Source organism: Echinicola rosea (genome assembly GCF_005281475.1).
Classification (GTDB): Bacteria; Bacteroidota; Bacteroidia; order Cytophagales; family Cyclobacteriaceae; genus Echinicola; species Echinicola rosea.
In genome coordinates this window covers 4,877,845-4,895,431 of the sequence record NZ_CP040106.1, presented here as the reverse complement: position 1 = coordinate 4,895,431, position 17,587 = coordinate 4,877,845, and the positions used below count along the sequence as shown (strand labels likewise).

The window sequence follows — 17,587 nt, the reverse complement described above, 5'->3', positions numbered from 1 at the left end:
CAAGGATTGCCTGAAAAGAAGGCTGGAGTGGCTACGCTTCAGCCTTCTTTCGGTTTTGAAAAAAAATCAAGGCCTTATTCCTCAGCTAATGCACATGGTCGTTTTAGCACCTTGCTCCTTAAGTAGCCTATTGACAGCGGAGTGCAATGACCGGAAAGTAAAGGGTTTGTTTACAGTTGCAGTTTTTAGGGTGCAGGCAGCGTGTGGATTTTCATAAGCTGAATACAGGCCGGAAGAAAGCACTACTACTGGACAGTGGAAATGGTTACACAATTTGCTTATTCTTCCCATAAGTTGTTGGTCATTTTTATCCTCTTCTCCAACGATAAACAGCGAGGGATTAAGCTTGTCAATGTCCAGGCTTTCAGGGATTGTTTTAAGGGCGACAGGAGTGAAATTACCATATTTAAGGATTTCACAAATATTGTCGGCCAGATCAAGGTCCTTTTCAATAATTACAATTTCAACCATAAAATAAGTTGGAGAGGTTCTCAGCTACATTAACAATTTCAATGCCGCTTTATTTTTCGGTAAGAAGCCTATTGGGAGTTGGTGTTTCCGTTTTAGGCACATGTTGATGTCCGTTCCCCTCTTCCGTGTAGATAATAATTAGGGATTATGTACTTTTAGGTATTTTTACCTAGTTTTCACTTGTAAATGAACAAATAAAAATGATTTTTTTAAAGTAAATGGCCATGATTTAAATCATATTCTTAAGAAAGTGTTAGGTATTTCGTTTGATTTAATGCATTGTTCAAACCCAATATCAGGTCGATTATGTTGCATGATGCGACGGGATGTCTGGTTGCTGAAGAAAAGGAATAGTAGAAGTCAAGGGGGAAATGGTCTAGGTAAACTGGACGTATAGTGCAGGGCAATCACGGCATCTAGTTGCCTCATATATTGTTTGTCAGGCATTCGGGGCAATAACGATTTGGCTGCATTTACCTAAATTTTGGACCTTGATATTTTTGAAGTAAGTTTAAAATCGGCTATTTTTAGTAAGTGATTTTTAAAGCATTCGGGAGGCGCATAGTGTGTTGCAATCATCCTGAAATTACCCAACCTATTTTGTCAGGTTCAGGTCAAATATAGGGAAGTCCTTCACCGCAGCGAGACGGCAAAACACCAGTTGTCATAAGGTCGGAGGGTTTTATAGGGCAACCTGATTTGACAATTTAGTACTAAAAAATACCCACCTTTTAATTCGATGACAATGAAAATTACCGCATTCAGTGCCCATAAATTTGAGCATGCTTATTTACAAGAAGCCCTTTTAGGACATGAAATTAAATTGTTGGAGATGCGGCTGACCATGGATACCGTGGATTTGGCCGCAGGTAGTGAGGCGGTGGCCGTTTTTGTGACCGATAATTGTGCTCGGCCAGTATTGGAAAAGTTACAGCAGATGGGGGTAAGGTATTTGGCCTTGCGCTCTGCAGGATTTAACCATGTGGATCTTTCAGCAGCGGAAGCACTGGGCATTAAGGTGGCCCGTGTGCCGGAATATTCACCTGCGGCCATTGCAGAACATACCGTGGCGCTGATGCTGTCCCTAAACCGCAAACTGGTCAAGGCCCATAACAGGGTGAGGGATCTTAATTTTTCCCTGGATGGCTTAGTGGGCTTTGACATGGAGGGAAAGACGATTGGCATCGCCGGTACGGGTAAAATAGGCAGCAAAGTAGCCAAGACACTGAGTGGTTTTGGATGTACGCTACTGGCATATGATCCCTTTATCAATGAGGGGTTAAGGGAAGAAGTGGCCATTAAGTATGTGGATTTTAAAACCCTCTGTAGCCAATCCGATATTATTACCCTACACCTTCCCCTTACGTCCGACTCTAAGTACATGGTCAATAGTTCCAGCATCGATCACATGAAGAAGGGAGTGATGCTCATCAATACCAGTAGGGGTGCCTTGGTGAATACCAAAGAAGTCATTGATGCCTTGAAAACTGGCCAAATAGGCAGCTTCGGAATGGATGTGTATGAAGAGGAGGAAGACCTTTTCTTCGAGGACCATTCGGAAGATATCCTTCAGGATGATGTGATCGCCCGCTTGCTCACCTTTCAGAATGTCCTGATCACGAGCCACCAAGCTTTTTTGACCAAGGAAGCATTGGCAAAAATAGCCAATGTCACTGCTTTTAACCTAAACTGCTGGGCCAATAAAGAGTCCAGTCCCCATGAACTAAAGGGCGGATAAGGTTCCTTGGATGTATTTGATCGTATCGTTTTTGACGGAAATCGTATTTATTTTTGCAGTTTTTGTTGCCAATAGGCATTCATTTGGTTAAATTATACATGTCAGATGTCAGAAACGATGAGGTGCCCTTATGCCCATCGTGGGCATAAAGGTGACGTCTGTGGAGACGCCTTTTACCATTCATCGAAGGCAATTTTAAAGGAAGGCTGCCTGAGGGAATGAGGATTTTACAGTAAGATTTTAGTTTACTTCTATCGCTAATGTTATGGAAGCTGATTTGGGAGCCAAGGATCAAGGGATGATAATGCACCAAAATGGTGATATGAGCACTGAGTTTTATGCACTTGGTGAACATTGGCGTTCTGATTTGGCTTTTTACCAAGATGAAATTCGTTTTCTGAAAAAATTAATGGCGGGTTATTTTCATCATTTTTTGGAAGAACTCGATTTTAACGTTTCCAGAAGAATGGAAAATCGTTTGTCGATCCTGGATCGAAGAAGGGAAGCGCTGGATGATAAGGTCAGCCGCCAACTTCACGACATTAGTCAGCGGTGTTATGAAGGGCATCCCATGACTAGCAAAATCTTCAGAAGGCAAGAGGAACTGGAAGAATTGGTTGCCTTTTTTGCGAAAGATTTTAGAACATTGAAAAAGCAGATTTTCACCCTAACAGAAGATGGGCTGAGCCGGCTTCAAAAAGAAAATGATCAAGATTATCAGGGAATGTGATCAACTTTAGCATGGTTGTTGATTGATGATGAGTGTACGTATCCATTTGGTACATAAGTTTTTAACCATGGGGCGTAATTTTGTAAAAATAAATTAAAACTAGTTTAAATCACTAAAAATTGTAAAATTATGGGTGAAGGAAAAGTATTATTAGGTTTAGTAGCCGGACTAGCAGCCGGAGTCGCTTTGGGAATTATGTTTGCTCCTGATGAAGGAGGTAAAACCAGAAAAAAGGTTCAAAAGCAAGGCGAGGATTTGGCTAATAACCTTAATGGAAAATTAGACAAGAAATTTGATGAACTTAAAGGTTCTATTTCTGATTTAAGCAAGAAGGTAAAGGCGCAAAAGGATGCCGTTCTTCCCAAAGAGTCTTAATTAATTAGCGACATATTAAAATCCTGAAGGTTAACATTCAGGTCGAGATCCCCGATTTACGAATCGGGGATTTTTTTTGCCTAATCTTGTGTAATTTTTTGCATTATCTTTAAAATCTTATGTTTTTGTGTGTTTCGAAAGTATATAGTTTGTAAGTTGTTGGTTTGTAAAAACGAGTAAATAATTCAGGCATCATGGGCAATTTGGTTTATAAATGGAAAATGTGGTTGTGTATCGTATTTTTATCCTGGAGTGTGGCAAATGCTCCCGCGTATGGACAGGAAAGCGGTAAGCCTAATGTACTGTTGATACTAGTGGATGATCTGGGATACCATGATCTGGGAATTACCGGTAGCGAATTTTATGAGACACCGCATATTGATAAGCTTGGGGAGCAATCCTTCCGTTTTGAGCAAGGATATGCTTCTTCTCGTGTCTGTAGCCCCTCCCGGGCTGGACTGATGACAGGTGTCACACCGGCGGTCCATGGGATTACCGATTGGATAGGGGCTCCGGAAGGGGAAGGCTGGAGGAAATATGGCAGGCATACGCAGCTGCTGCCTCCTGAATATGCCCACACACTGCCATCGGAGCTGGTGACCCTTCCAGAGGCCATGAAGGCCAATGGGTACGAGACCTTTTTTGCCGGGAAATGGCATTTGGGTGGCCAAGGCTCATACCCGGAAGACCATGGGTTTGATACCAATATTGGTGGCTATGAAGCCGGAAGCCCTAAAGGTGGCTATTTTGCACCCTACGATAATCCCAAGCTCAGCCAAGGGCCTGATGGAGAAAACCTCAGCATTCGCCTAGCAGAAGAAACAGCTACGTTTATTGAACAAGCACATGATCGGCCGTTTTTTGCGATGCTCTCTTTCTATGCTGTCCATGGCCCGATACAGACTACCTCCGAAAAGTGGTCAAAGTACCGCAACAAAGCTGAATCGGCCGGAATCGCAGATCACGGCTATTCCATGGAGCGTAGGCTGCCGATCAGGCAGGTGCAGGATAATCCGGTCTATGGTGGCTTGGTGGAAGCGATGGACGAAGCGGTGGGCATCGTGATGAAAGCATTGGAGAAAAAAGGACTTGACGAAAATACCATCGTGATCTTTACGTCTGATCATGGAGGTGTCTCCTCTGGGGATAATTTTTCCACTTCCAATTTGCCCCTTAGGGGTGGAAAGGGCTACCAGTGGGAAGGAGGGCTTCGCGTGCCTTTCTTTATCAAAGTGCCCAAAGCAATAGGAGGAACGATCGAAAGCCCGGCCAGCAATATTGACTTTTTGCCGACATTGGTGGAGTTGACAGGCGGTGATCCTGCAGATCTAAAAGGGGTGGAAGGAGTGAGCTTGGTGCCTGCAATGGAAGGGAAGAAGATGAAATCGCGGGATTTCTTTTGGCACTATCCCCATTATGGAAACCAAGGAGGCGATCCCAGTGCGATTATCCGAAGTGGCGATTGGAAATTGATCTATTATTGGGAAAATAAGCAAGCTGAGCTGTATAATTTAGTCACCGATCCCTATGAGCAGGAGGATGTGGCCCGATCGCACGGTAAAATGGTGAAAAAACTTACCCAGAAGCTCTTCGGGTATCTGGAGCGCCATCAGGCCAGTTATCCCTATCCAGATCCGGCATATGATGCCAGTAAGGAAGCGGAAGTACTGATGCGTGCAAGGACAGTGAGATGGAAACGGCTGGAGGAAGATAGAAAAGCCATGCTTTCCCCGGGCTGGCAGCCCAATGCCGATTGGTGGGGAAGCAAAGTGACGGAGGATTGATGAGTACCCTATGCGTTTTGATGTCCCCTGGGTGAAGTATGATGCTGTGACTAGTAATCTCAGTTCGATTATAAAATCGTCACTGCGAGGCTTAGAGGGAGATTTGAGGGGTGGAAGCCGTGGCAGTCTCGGTATTTCGGGATTGCCACACCCTTTTCCAATCCACATCCTTCTTAAAAGGGTTCGCTATGACGCTTTTTTTACTAAAATAAAGTCGAGCTCAGGTTTGTAGAAATAAATACGAAGAAATAGTAAGGTCAACTCTCCTTTGGGAAATACCCACAACCAAATTTTAGGGAAAATACCAAAACGTGATACAGGCAAACATTCTTGAAGCGTCGCTGGGATGGTCAATGAGAAGTACATGTTTTCCAGGGGGCAATTGACTGATGGACACATTGCTTTCAAAACCCACTTGTCCGTTTTGAATACTGCTGATCACAAAGTCTGCTGCAATGGCCTTTCCATCAATGGAAACATTGAATTGCTGTTGGAAACAGCCAAGGTAGGCGTTTAGGTTTTGTTTAATGGTGTTGTCATCTTGGGTTTTGTGCGGAAGAATTCTCGAGTAAAGTCCCCTATGGATTTTACTCTTCTGCAATGGAGGGCAGTTGGCCAGGATGATGTCCTCGATTTCACGATGAAAAGAGATGAAAATCTTCAGGTGGTTTGCTGAGATGGTTTTGGACTGCACAGCTGCATTGATGACATAGATATCCGCATTAAGCTCATCGAGGTAATGGTCTGGACTGGCCAAAGAGGCACCTATTTCATTTTTTTTGGGAGACAACACCGCTTCGAAGGGAAGGTAGGCGGAGTAATGATAGTCTAGGCTTGCCACAAACAGAATCAACAGGTAAGTAGGGAGAAGGAACCGAATCATCCTACGGCCAAACGTGTTGTCGATCAGGTTATAGATCATGGGACGGTAAAACATGGCCAAGGTAATCACACTGAAAAATCGGTAAATTGGATAATAGAACCTGCTAAAAAAGACCGTACGTTTTAGCCCGCTGAGGGTTATGAAATCCAAAAATGTCAACAGTGCACCTAATATAAATATAAAGTTAAAAGCATATTTTATCGTGATGGTAAAAGTATTTTGTGGCAAAAGCATAAATCCCGTGTCAATCAGGAGGATAAGTCCCAAAACCACAAAAACTGAGAACAGAAAAAAGATCATCAGGAAAGTATTGGCAAAGACAACACTGCTGTATTTTTCCAAAAATCCGATGTACTTGTCAAAAGGTCCTACCTTTTCTGTGAGAAAGGGCTTGAATTTCCCCTTCAATTTTAGTTTTTCATAATTGATGTCCCCAGAAACCGACCTCAGTCCAATGGCTGCAATCCAAATCCCCCTTAATATCAAGTGGATACATAGGTTAAGCATTAAGATAAAGACAGAAAACACCAAAAAAATGGCAATGATGCTGCTATAGAGGTTTTCCTGCGCCGCAGCCAAGGTGGAATTTTCCAATAAAGTGCCGAAAGCACTGAACAGGGCATAGATCAAAAATCCTGAAATGATCAATTCTAACTGCCAACTTTCCTGTTGGAGGTTGTCAAGCCATTTTTTGAAAGCTGATTTCTTATGTTCTAGTTCCATTTACTATAATTTGATTATACGCTTTCGTGCCCGTAGATTTTATTGCTCACAGACCGAACAGAATACCCAGAATGAAATAAGGCTTTTCTGAGATTTCAGTGGTTTCTGCGAGGACCTACTTACTATTCAAAAAAAACCGCTGCGGTGAGCGATTTCGGCTAAAATCAAAGCCAGCACTCGCGCAGTCAAACTCATCCATTTGAGCAGCAAACCAACTTTTTGTGCTGATTCACGTCAGACAAGCCTGCGCCTTTTCCAGCCCACTTCTTTGATTTCTTAACGTCAAATACCTCAAGGCAGAACAGGAAATTCCCCATTGGAAAAGATGATGCATCAACGGTAAAATAACCGGCATTTTATCTTCACCCACTACAATCCATATAGGGCCAAAAATTATTTTTGGCTTTCCCCAAAAGACAAGTGATAATTTAAGTATTAATGGTGGTTATTGGAAATTTCAAGTGATTTTTGCATGGTAAACGCAGTTAAAAAAAATATTTCTATTTGCATTTATATCTGCCGTTCCTACGGAACTTACCCTTTTGTGTGTAATCATTTTTTGTTGTCACCTGCACCTTCTATATGACCCTCCGCCAAAGGCGGATGAGGCAGGATGCTCAGTTGCTAACGCATATTCTGGGTTTAATGCCGTTTAGTTTAGTGTGTATCTGGAAATATGTGTTCTATAATTTTTCCCTTGGGCAGTTATTTTTCTAGCTAAATCCCTAGGTGGTTTTCATCCCTTTACCTTTGTTACTTTTTTGCTTCAGGTCAAAAAAGTAACCAAAAAAAACCGCCGCTACGCCACGGCGCACAGGTGTGCATCTATTGGCCTAAAATTAAAACCTCCCCTCATGCAGGCAAACTCCTCCTGTCTAAAGCCAAGCAGGCCTATCTAAAGCCAGGTAAACCTTCTTGAGCTGCCAACATTCTTTTTGGGCAGCATTTCGTCAAACAAGCCTGCCTTTTTGCCCGCCCGCTTTTTAATTTCTTAACGCCCAATACCTGCAAGGCGGATCCGATTAATAAGTTTCTTATGGATAAATTATCATCATTATTCCATGTAGTGGTATATTTTCTTAAGTAACCAAGTTGAGCCGGAACGATAAGCCCCCCTGAGCCAAAAAAGGTATCGTTTCCTTATTAACCTCAGTTCGATTATAAAATCGTCACTGCGAGGCTTAGAGGAAGATTTGAGGGGTGGAAGCCGTGGCAGTCTCGGTATTTCGGGATTGCCACACCCTTTTCCGACCCACATCCTCCTTAAAAGGGTTCGCAATGACGCTTTTTATACTAAAATTAAGTCGAGCTCAGGTTATTACGGCACTTGGTATGCCTGTTTTCCAGCCGATGGTGGAGGCCGTTAAGAAAGTGAGTTGGCTCGCGTCGTGGAACAGCGAGACCCACTCAATTTTAGGTCGAAGCCATCGGGTGGAAATTAAAATGGGTGACGGATGCACGTCGCAGGGTAAATCCATGTCCCATTTTAAAAGGCAGACCACCGGCCTAGATTTTTTTCTTTCTTTTTTCATCAATGGAAAAAAGGAAAAGGATAAAATCCACCAGGATGATCAGGTTTCCCCAGTCAAAGTCAATCAAAAAAAGACCTCTTAGGTACATGAAAAGGAAGGAGTACCCTTAACTAAACGGCATTGATTCAGGGTTTAACCTCAACCAAGCCAACTACTATACATGAGCAGATAGGTGCGATGGCTTGTTCGATCCAAATCAACTCATCATTCTTTCAGCCTATCCCTCCATTCGGCAATCAAGTGTCAAGCCAAACCTAAACCTACGTGTAATCCGGTGTGTCTTTTGGCCTATCTCTACGTTGCAAAAAGACTTCCTTAGCTACGGCTAGGGCATTTTTTGCGCCTTGATCTCGTCCAAAATCCACTACCGCCTTACCCGTCATTTAAGCGTTGACTTGACCCTAGGCTACAGCGGTTTCCAATGTACAAATCGGGGCAAAGTGCCAGCGGCACGATAAATTTAGTAACCTGCGGATTCATCCCCAGGAGCTTAAGGTCTCCTCAACCTCCCGAAGGAGTGTCAGCGGCACGGATGATAGCTATGCCTACACGAAAATTGTTTCCCTTCAAAACACTAAATACGTTTGCCCTGGTGATTATTGAAAAGAGGGAAGGACATAATTTTAGCACATTAGATTCACCGAAGTAGGTTTTCCTTCAATGACCAACTTGTTTTTGTTTTCTTAAAAAAACAAATAAGTATGTATTGGTTATTCTATAAATTTTACTATTTATTGCTTAGTTTTTGATAAAATAATGTGTTAAATTCATAAAGTACCACCGTTCATCGCTAGCCTATTCCCGATATGGTGGAAAACATATTCAAAAAACTATAACAATGAAGCATTTGATAGAATGGTGTAGCATTTTCGTATTTGTATTGACCAGCATATTGCCCTTGCAGGCACAGGAAACTGCTCCCGATGTTTTGCCTGTAAGGGCTTTTGCGATAGCTGCTCCTGCTCCCGAAAAAGTGGAACAGTTCGTTGAATTTATCGATGAGGAGTTGGGGCCTAGGCGGATCAATGTGCTAATCCTTAGAGTGGAATATAATTATGAATACCTCAGCCATCCGGAGCTACGCTCAGCTAATCCACTTACACAAGCCCAAGTAAAGCAGTTGGTCGCTGTGTGCAAAGAAAATGACATCCGCATCATTCCACAGGTCAATTTACTGGGGCACCAATCTTGGCATAGTGAACTGGGAAAATTGCTTGAGGTATATCCGGAATTTGACGAAACCCCTCACGTGAAGCTACCCGAGAAATATGAATGGCCCAATGAAGATGGTCTTTATTGCAAAAGTTATTGTCCTTTACATCCCAAGGTGCATGATGTGGTCTTTGACCTGGTGGATGAAATCTGCGACGTCTTTGAGGCGGATGCCTTTCATGCAGGGATGGACGAAGTATTTTACATTGGAGATGATCAGTGTCCACGCTGTGGAGGAAGGGACAAGGCGAAGCTCTTTGCCGATGAGGTTTGGAAAATCCGCAATCATTTGGCTAAGAGCGATCGTGAACTATGGATCTGGGGAGACCGCCTGCTGGACGGCAAGACCACCGGGATGGGGATGTGGGAAGCCAGCATGAACAATACCCACCGCGCCATCGACATGATTCCCAAGGATGTGGTAATTGGGGACTGGCACTATGAAAGAGCAGACCAGACGGCCGTTTACTTTGCCATGAAGGGGCTCCGAGTACTTACCTGCAACTGGCGGAAGCCGGAGGTTTCTGCGCAGCAAGTGGAAGACATGTACCGCTTTCGGGCCTCAGCTACCAAGGAAATGAAGCCAAATTTTTACGGCATGATGCAGACGGTTTGGTCCAGTGCCGGAGGATTTATGGAAGGATACTATGGTGATAAACCAGATCGTGAAGGCGACAACGAAACCGCTTGGCATACTTTCCGAGTGATGTTTGACAAGGTGAATGAAATGGAAAGGCAATACTAATCCCTTAAAGGGAGGGCGAAAGATGACAGTCCACTACCCGGTTGTCCCTTCACCCGTTCCCTGAGCGTAGCCAATAGGAGCGGGCGAGCTCATAAAACGTTCACCTGTTTTGGGACACGAGATGTAGCTGGTTGTCCCTTCAGTTTTACTGAGGGACGATTAAAGTTGAGCCTGTGGCTCACTATGAAAAAGAACTAATGAAAACGGGCCATTAGTAGGAAGAATAACGAATTGACCCCATGTTTGGAACACGAGATCGCTTCACTTCGCTGCCACTGCGTTCGCGAGGACGCACGAGATGTAGCTAGTTGTCCTACGGCAGATGGGCGAAAAGTAACAAAGGAAGAGTAGGAGACAATGCTGAGATGATACGACTACTACTAATAATAACCCAAGGTAAATCATATAGAACCGAAATAGCAATACCCTAAACGTATGAAAATGAAAAGAATATGGACCCTCATTTGCCTGATGGTGGCGGTATATAGCCTTCGGGCGCAGGAATATGAAGCCAATTGGGAATCGCTGGACCAGCGACCAGTGCCCGCTTGGTTTGAAGATGCCAAATTCGGAATCTTTATCCATTGGGGACCATATTCAGTTCCCGCTTGGTCACCAAAAGGTACTTATACCGAATGGTACCAGTATTGGCTGCAGAGTAAAAAGCTATTTGGCAATGGGGATTTTGAAGGGGATGAGGTGTACCGATACCATGTGAAGACCTATGGAGCCGATTTCCCATATTACAATTTTGGGGAAATGTTTACCGCGGACCTTTTTGATCCAGAAGAATGGGCGGAGCTTTTCGAAAAGGCAGGTGCCAAGTATATCGTCTTGACCTCAAAACACCACGATGGATTTACCCTCTGGCCAAATGAACAGGCCAATGACCGGGGATTTGCCTGGAACAGCATGGAAGTAGGAGCCAAGCGTGACCTGGTCGGGGAGCTGACCGAGGCCGTGCGCAAAACCCCCGTAAAAATGGGCGTGTACTATTCCCTATACGAGTGGTATCACCCTTGGTGGCAAAACGATAAAACACGTTTTGTGGAGGAACATTATTTGCCCCAGATCAAAGACTTGGTCCAACGCTATCAGCCCGACATCCTCTGGACAGATGGCGAGTGGGAAATGGAGGGTGAGCAATGGAAAAGCGAGGAATTTCTGGCCTGGCTCTACAACGAATCCGCTGCCAAGGACGATATCCTCGTCAACGACCGATGGGGCAAAGGCCTACGCCAACAGCATGGTGGCTATTATACCACCGAATATGAGGCAGGAAAGACCTTTGACAAGCCTTGGGAAGAATGCCGCGGCATGGGCTTTTCCTTTGGCTATAACCAAAATGAGGATGCACAGGACTATAACAGTGCCCAAGCACTGATCCTGATGCTGGTGGACATCGTCAGCAACGGCGGTAACCTGCTGCTGGACATCGGTCCTGACGCACGGGGAAGCATCCCGCCCATCATGCAGGAAAGGTTGCTGGCGATCGGGCAGTGGCTGCAGGTAAACGGAGAAGCCATCTACGGCACCAGAAAGTGGACACAAGCTGCCCAGTGGTCAGATGGCGACCGCAAGATCGACCACGAAAAAGGCTACCTTGGTGGAGACTATATCCTCAAACAGACCGTCGATCCCGCACCGGGTAAGGCCGTCAAAGAGCTGTTTTTTACCCAAAAGGAGGGAGATGTATATGCCATCAGTCCCATTTACCCCGCCGAGGACCTGCTGATCAAAGATATCCAAGCTTCCGAAGAGACCGAAGTAACCTTGCTTGGACAAGATGCCCCGCTTGATTTTGAGCAAAGGGGAAATGACCTCTTGGTAAAAGTACCCCGCCTCGCCTCCAACCAATTGCCCTGCGCGTACGCCTGGAGTTTCCGGATTACCAATGTGGAGTAAGGTGGTAAATCCGCCATGCAAGCTTGTCTGCCGCTCATAGCCGTCAGGCTAACCCATGTTGTTGCTTAAAGTCTAGAGCTCTATTGATGTCGGTGCTCCTCACAAATGGTCTAGGGGGGATTTTAAATCCCCATTTTCTCGGTTCGGAATTACAAACCCCGAACAGCTAAAATCGGTTGTCCCTTCAGTTTTACTGCCTACTGCAGAAGGGCACAAAGGATTACCGATTCACCGACCACTTATTAACCTCAGTTCGATTATAAAATCGTCACTGCGAGGCTAAGAGGGAGATTTGAGGGGTGGAAGCCGTGGCAGCTCGCCGCGGCGAGTTGCCACACCCTTTTCCAACCCACATCCTCCTTAAAGGGGTCGCTATGACGCTTTTTATACTAAAATTAAGTCGAGCTTAGGTTATTATCTAAAACTGACCACCGATTGATATAGTAGAAATGACTAAAAGCCATTTGATATTTCTATAACAGTCAAAAAATTCTATATTTGATTTGGTATTAGCCATTTTTTAACAAAATATACTACTCTCTATATGCAAGCACACAGGCACCGCCCGGTAAACCCGGCGCAACATCAGCACTTACCTGACGGAAAAAACCGTCCTTTTCGCACCAAATTCCATCTTCTATCCGAGGCATCAATTAAAAATACCCTATTTAAGGTATTTTATGTCTCTTTGGGAAGGGCTAAATTCGCCACTACTCGTTTGTAACCGGAAATAAACGTTTATAGCCGTTTACAAACGGAAAATATAATGGATATAGAGGCAATGGAGTTGCTTTTATATAAGTGTTGGCGGTAATTAAAAAAAACTTAACAAATGGAAGATGCATCATTAATAACAACTCCTATTAAACTATTAAAAGGGAATGAATTAGTTTCACAAGGAACAGGATTTTATGTTTATCATGAGTGCGACTCAAAACAAATCATTTTTTTAGTTACAAACTATCATGTATTAACTGGTTCAGCACCTCTTGAAAAAAAGGCTCCAATTGGAGACAATATTTCATTCAACATTCATATATCCAAAGACAATCCTGAAAAAGTTAAAGAATTCCGTTTTCCATTATATACATCTGAAAATAAGCCAGTATGGTTGGTAAATGAAGATAACAAAGAAGCAGACCTTGCCATAATCCCAATGCCTACTCAAGTTTACCAAGAAGCGGAAATAGTGAACTGCATAAATGAAAAGTGGGCGAAAAACAAATTAAAAGTAAGAACAACGACAAGAACATCTGTGGTTGGATACCCTTATGGGTATTACGATAAAAAGAACTCTTTGCCCATTTGGAAAACTGGAAGCATTGCAAGTGAACCTGACGTAGATTTTGATGGAAAAAAACTTATTGTACTTGACATCTCTGCTTTTCCTGGAATGTCTGGAGCTCCAGTTTTTGCTAGAGCTCAAGGAATGTATGAAACCATTGATGGTGGAATGCAAGGTGGTGTTATAAATAAATTTATTGGTGTGTACGCAAGTATGCAAATGCTTACAAAAAATAAGTTTCTTGAACAACTCGTAAATCAAACACCAGTTGGAATAAAAGACCAAGAATCTCTTCAATTAGGACATGTATGGAAAGCTTCGTTGATATTTGATGTTCTAAACAAATTCGATATTGAGGATTATACCGATAATATTTTGAAACAATTAAAATAACTACCGCCAACAAGGTGTATAGTGCATACCCTGCGGGATACGCACCATACACAAACCGTTAGTGGCAAGCTAAAAATAGACCATGGAAAAAGAAAACAAAAATCAGATCATTCTAATACCAACAGGAAACACACCTGAAAAAATAGAAACTTCAATTGCTGCCTTTAATCAGCCATTGGCGAACCTTTTAACTCATGTAGGATTACCAACTGAAAATATACTATCTCCTATAGAAGAAAGACGAAAAGTGATTTATGCACTTGAAAGTTCAATTGAGATTTTGCCAATGGAAGATAGGCTTAAAGCGACCTATTTATCCAAGTTTACAGTTGCCGTATCCGTTGGACTTTTTGACGGTGCTCTGAATTTTTTGTGGGATGAAACGATTAAAGCATTAAGACGATTAGTTTCAAATTTTGACCTAGAATATTTTCTTCAAGTTTCAAGAACCATAAATTCTAAATATAAGAATCTAAATTCAGCAGATGATTTAGAGGCTATCGGAGACCATGATCTATTGGAAATTTGCAGAAGGATCGGCTTTGTAAATGATATTAATTATAGACGATTAGAACATGTAAATTATTTAAGAAATCACGCAAGTGCAGCACACCCTAATGAAAATTCAATCACGGGGTTAGAAATGCTGAACCTACTAGAGAGCTGCTTGAAGTACGCGATTACCGCAAAGCCAGACCATTCTTTAATTCAGATAAAGCAACTTTTCGAAAACATAAGGACAAAAGAAATACCAAAGGATGACTTTCCTATAATTGGACAAGATTTATTAAAACAACCACAAGAACGAGTAGATGATTTCCTTCTTTCTATCTTCGGAATCTATTCTGACCCACGAACTCAAGCACCTGTTCGCAAGAACATTGACCGGCTTACTCCCCATATATGGCAATCCACAACAGAAGACACCAAATTTAGAATAGGTGCAAAGTTTGGCGTCTATAGAAAAAATGGAGACGTTGATAGAAAAGATGCAGTTCAAAAATTTCTTGAAACGGTAAATGGGGAACATTACAAAGATGAGGACAGTTTAGCAGCAGAATTGCTTGAAAAACTTCAAAACTTAAAAACTGTACACTTTGAATGGAACAACTTTTATAATGAATATTCTCATGCAAAGTCAATTGATGCTTCAATACCAGCAAATGGAATACCAGACGCTGTTAGAAAATTATTCGTCAAGGTAATTTCAATTTGTTATGTAGGAAACGGCAAGGGCTACCGTCAAGGAATTGATGAAAATGCAGCAGAATTCTATAACAAATTCATTGAGTCATTTACAGTAACAGAAATTAAGGAGTTTCTAAGATTATTTAAAGACCCTGAGTTTGTAACAGATTTCAATTATACCAAACCTGACATTAGACTGAGAAAACTTGCAACTTTCTTTAAATCAAAAACAAAGGATGTTCATATTACAAAGGTATTAGATCTGATAATTAATTTTCCAAAAGGATCTCTTCAGAGACTTGCTAATGACTCTAGATATAAGAATGAAATGAAATTTATATAAAAGCCAGCCACTAACAGCACCTAAGAAAACATGGGGCGGACATTGGTTTCCGAAAGGTTCGATCTTCGTGGCTACCTTTGTCACAGGCGGACAGGAAAGCGCTTCGAAAAGCCCCACGTTTCTTAGCTGCAAAACGTTACCTGCAAGCTAAAACACATCTACGTAAAGTATGATAAATAAAATAAAACTAAAGTCCGGGTCATCTCAAGGACAACCAAATCTTGAAGTTGACTTAACACCAATAACTGTCTTTGTTGGACCAAACAACTCTGGAAAAAGTAGAATTCTTATTGAAATTGAAAAGTTCTCAAGGAAAACATCAGGACAACCAAATGATTTAATTTTGGACAGTTTGACATTTACACCTCTTTCAAAAAATGAAATTGAATCAGAGTTAAACAAAATCACGCAAACTCCTACACAAAATGAATCTATTAGTGAAGGTCAAATAATTATTGGGAAATTAAGTTCTCAAAAGAATCAAGCAGAAAGAGTTAAAGTATTAAAAGATGAAGTTATAAGAGTAGCACAAACCCCATCTAATAATCATTGGTACTCCAAATTTATCGACTTGTACACTTTACGGTTAGATGGAACTAATAGGTTAAATTTATTAAATGAGCAAACTGCTGGTGACCTTCAATCAACGCCAACAAATCATCTATCTCACCTTTTTTTAGATAATGATTTAAGAAAAGAATTAAGACGAATTATTTATGAGGCATTTGGCAAATATTATGTTATTGACCCAACTAATATAGGTCAATTGAGAGTTCGTCTTTCAGATACTGCACCCAATAGTGAAAGACAAGAAAAAGGATGGGAAAATGAAGCTATTGAATTTCATAAAAAAGCAACACTTATAAACGAAGCAAGTGACGGAGTAAAAGCCTTTTCGGGAATACTAACAACATTACTTGCTGGCGACCCTAAGATTACATTAATTGATGAACCAGAAGCATTTCTTCATCCTGCATTATCTAACAAACTAGGAAAAGAGATAGGGAAATCATTAAGAAATTCTAATAAAAGACTTCTTGTTGCAACTCATAGTGCTTCTTTTTTAATGGGATGCATTCAATCGGGTTCTCCCCTAAACATTGTAAGGTTGACTTATAAAAATGGCATTCCAACATCCCGAATTCTACCAAAAGAGAAAATTTTACATTTAATGAGACATCCCCTTTTACGCTCAACGGGAGTCTTAAATGGTCTGTTTTACGAATCTGTTATTGTAACTGAAGCTGACTCTGACAGAGCATTTTATCAAGAAATTAATGAAAGATTATTATCAGCGGGTGATGAGAGAGCCATAAGTAATTGTCTGTTTATAAATGCTCAAAATAAACAAACGGTTTGGGAAATTGTAAAACCATTAAGAGAACTTGGAATTCCAGCAGTTGGAGTTGTTGACATTGACGTTTTAAAAGAAGGCGGTCAGGTATTTACAAAATTATTAGATGGCTCATTTATTCCTCAATTGAATCATCAACCTTTTCATAGTCAAAGAAAGAGTTTATACGATACATTTAATAACACGGGTGTAAATTGGAAAATCAAAGGAGGTATAGATTTATTAAATGGTGAAGATAAAGAAGCTTGTTCAAATTTTCTAAATCAGTTGGTCGAATATGGTGTTTTTGTAATACAAAAAGGAGAATTAGAAAGTTGGTTAAAACATCTAAACGCTAATGGCCACGGTTCAAACTGGCTTATTGATATATTTTCAAAAATGGGTGATAATCCAGAAGAGCCAAACTACATAAAGCCGGCAGGTGGAGATGTTTGGGATTTTATTGGAGAGGTTAAGAATTGGATTGAAAACTCAAATAAAAAGGGAATACCAAAATAAAAGCCAGCAGGTAACAATGTATATAAAAAATAGGCGAAACAGCAGTAAGTTCGAGGCTGGTGGCTCGTATCAAACTTGGTGCTTAACCGAAAATTTTGTGCTTCGAAATCGCCTACTTTTCATAGTGTGCCAAGAATCAACCACGGCAATAAAAGGTTGAATGCTGTAAATAAGATGATGGTAGGTCCATCAGGGGCGTTGTATAGGCGATGGCTCTAAACCACCTAAAGGTGCTTTGATTAATAGTCTTGGTGCTGAGCGTTTAGGAGAATCTAGTCCAAAGAGGCTAGCAGGTACAAATAAAGGAGTTGAACGAAAGTGAACCATTGAAGAGGTGTCGAGAAGTAGGAACCTCCAGTCAAAAGCTACGAAGTATGATACGGAGTGAAAAGTAATGTTAGCAATAGCATTAATTACAGAGCGAGCCT

General features: G+C 41.8%; 12 protein-coding genes. 10 read left to right on the top strand and 2 right to left on the bottom strand.

Annotated elements, in window-relative coordinates; genetic code table 11:
* Positions 1 to 81: 81 nt before the first annotated feature.
* The gene (locus FDP09_RS19095) at positions 82 to 471 is read right to left on the bottom strand and encodes a hypothetical protein (RefSeq protein ID WP_137404184.1); all 390 of its coding nucleotides are present in this window, start codon (positions 469 to 471) and stop codon (positions 82 to 84) included.
* A gap of 745 nt (positions 472 to 1,216) precedes the next feature.
* Between FDP09_RS19095 and FDP09_RS19090 the strand changes: the two genes are divergently transcribed.
* The 4 genes from FDP09_RS19090 to FDP09_RS19075 all read left to right on the top strand — a co-directional run bounded on the left by FDP09_RS19090 (position 1,217) and on the right by FDP09_RS19075 (position 5,098).
* On the top strand, positions 1,217 to 2,209 hold the full coding sequence (locus FDP09_RS19090; protein ID WP_137404183.1) for a 2-hydroxyacid dehydrogenase: 993 nt from the start codon (positions 1,217 to 1,219) through the stop codon (positions 2,207 to 2,209).
* 265 nt (positions 2,210 to 2,474) lie between these two features.
* Positions 2,475 to 2,939, top strand: coding sequence for a hypothetical protein (locus FDP09_RS19085; RefSeq protein WP_137404182.1), 465 nt, complete (start codon positions 2,475 to 2,477; stop codon positions 2,937 to 2,939).
* A gap of 129 nt (positions 2,940 to 3,068) precedes the next feature.
* Positions 3,069 to 3,314 carry a YtxH domain-containing protein gene (locus FDP09_RS19080; protein WP_137404181.1) on the top strand — a complete coding sequence of 82 codons (246 nt, stop codon included), beginning with the start codon at positions 3,069 to 3,071 and terminating at the stop codon, positions 3,312 to 3,314.
* 194 nt (positions 3,315 to 3,508) lie between these two features.
* On the top strand, positions 3,509 to 5,098 hold the full coding sequence (locus FDP09_RS19075; RefSeq protein WP_137404180.1) for a sulfatase: 1,590 nt from the start codon (positions 3,509 to 3,511) through the stop codon (positions 5,096 to 5,098).
* A gap of 292 nt (positions 5,099 to 5,390) precedes the next feature.
* Here the strand turns inward: FDP09_RS19075 and FDP09_RS19070 are convergent, their stop codons facing one another.
* A complete protein-coding gene (locus FDP09_RS19070) occupies positions 5,391 to 6,704 on the bottom strand; it encodes a hypothetical protein (protein ID WP_137404179.1) in 1,314 nt (437 codons plus the stop codon).
* A 1,332-nt stretch (positions 6,705 to 8,036) separates the two neighbouring features.
* Between FDP09_RS19070 and FDP09_RS19065 the strand changes: the two genes are divergently transcribed.
* The 6 genes from FDP09_RS19065 to FDP09_RS19040 all read left to right on the top strand — a co-directional run bounded on the left by FDP09_RS19065 (position 8,037) and on the right by FDP09_RS19040 (position 17,159).
* Entirely contained in the window at positions 8,037 to 8,318 is a 282-nt protein-coding gene (locus tag FDP09_RS19065; protein WP_137404178.1) for a hypothetical protein, read from the top strand.
* Positions 8,319 to 9,074: 756 nt separating this feature from the next.
* The gene (locus FDP09_RS19060) at positions 9,075 to 10,193 is read left to right on the top strand and encodes a family 20 glycosylhydrolase (protein WP_137404177.1); all 1,119 of its coding nucleotides are present in this window, start codon (positions 9,075 to 9,077) and stop codon (positions 10,191 to 10,193) included.
* Between the two features lie 441 nt (positions 10,194 to 10,634).
* Entirely contained in the window at positions 10,635 to 12,098 is a 1,464-nt protein-coding gene (locus FDP09_RS19055) for an alpha-L-fucosidase (RefSeq protein WP_229683463.1), read from the top strand.
* An 832-nt stretch (positions 12,099 to 12,930) separates the two neighbouring features.
* A complete protein-coding gene (locus FDP09_RS19050) occupies positions 12,931 to 13,776 on the top strand; it encodes a S1 family peptidase (RefSeq protein WP_137404175.1) in 846 nt (281 codons plus the stop codon).
* An 82-nt stretch (positions 13,777 to 13,858) separates the two neighbouring features.
* Positions 13,859 to 15,307 carry a hypothetical protein gene (locus tag FDP09_RS19045; protein WP_137404174.1) on the top strand — a complete coding sequence of 483 codons (1,449 nt, stop codon included), beginning with the start codon at positions 13,859 to 13,861 and terminating at the stop codon, positions 15,305 to 15,307.
* Between the two features lie 169 nt (positions 15,308 to 15,476).
* Positions 15,477 to 17,159, top strand: a complete 1,683-nt coding sequence (locus FDP09_RS19040; protein ID WP_137404173.1) for an ATP-dependent nuclease — start codon at positions 15,477 to 15,479, stop codon at positions 17,157 to 17,159.
* The last annotated feature ends 428 nt before the right edge of the window (positions 17,160 to 17,587 follow it).

Coding starts and splice junctions, on each gene's coding strand:
- FDP09_RS19060 (WP_137404177.1), top strand. CDS start 9,075: ATGAAGCATTTGATAGAATGGTGTAGCATTTTCGTATTTGTATTGACC.
- FDP09_RS19045 (WP_137404174.1), top strand. CDS start 13,859: ATGGAAAAAGAAAACAAAAATCAGATCATTCTAATACCAACAGGAAAC.
- FDP09_RS19040 (WP_137404173.1), top strand. CDS start 15,477: ATGATAAATAAAATAAAACTAAAGTCCGGGTCATCTCAAGGACAACCA.
- FDP09_RS19075 (WP_137404180.1), top strand. CDS start 3,509: ATGGGCAATTTGGTTTATAAATGGAAAATGTGGTTGTGTATCGTATTT.
- FDP09_RS19080 (WP_137404181.1), top strand. CDS start 3,069: ATGGGTGAAGGAAAAGTATTATTAGGTTTAGTAGCCGGACTAGCAGCC.
- FDP09_RS19090 (WP_137404183.1), top strand. CDS start 1,217: ATGAAAATTACCGCATTCAGTGCCCATAAATTTGAGCATGCTTATTTA.
- FDP09_RS19065 (WP_137404178.1), top strand. CDS start 8,037: ATGCCTGTTTTCCAGCCGATGGTGGAGGCCGTTAAGAAAGTGAGTTGG.
- FDP09_RS19055 (WP_229683463.1), top strand. CDS start 10,635: ATGAAAAGAATATGGACCCTCATTTGCCTGATGGTGGCGGTATATAGC.
- FDP09_RS19085 (WP_137404182.1), top strand. CDS start 2,475: ATGGAAGCTGATTTGGGAGCCAAGGATCAAGGGATGATAATGCACCAA.
- FDP09_RS19070 (WP_137404179.1), bottom strand. CDS start 6,704: ATGGAACTAGAACATAAGAAATCAGCTTTCAAAAAATGGCTTGACAAC.
- FDP09_RS19050 (WP_137404175.1), top strand. CDS start 12,931: ATGGAAGATGCATCATTAATAACAACTCCTATTAAACTATTAAAAGGG.
- FDP09_RS19095 (WP_137404184.1), bottom strand. CDS start 471: ATGGTTGAAATTGTAATTATTGAAAAGGACCTTGATCTGGCCGACAAT.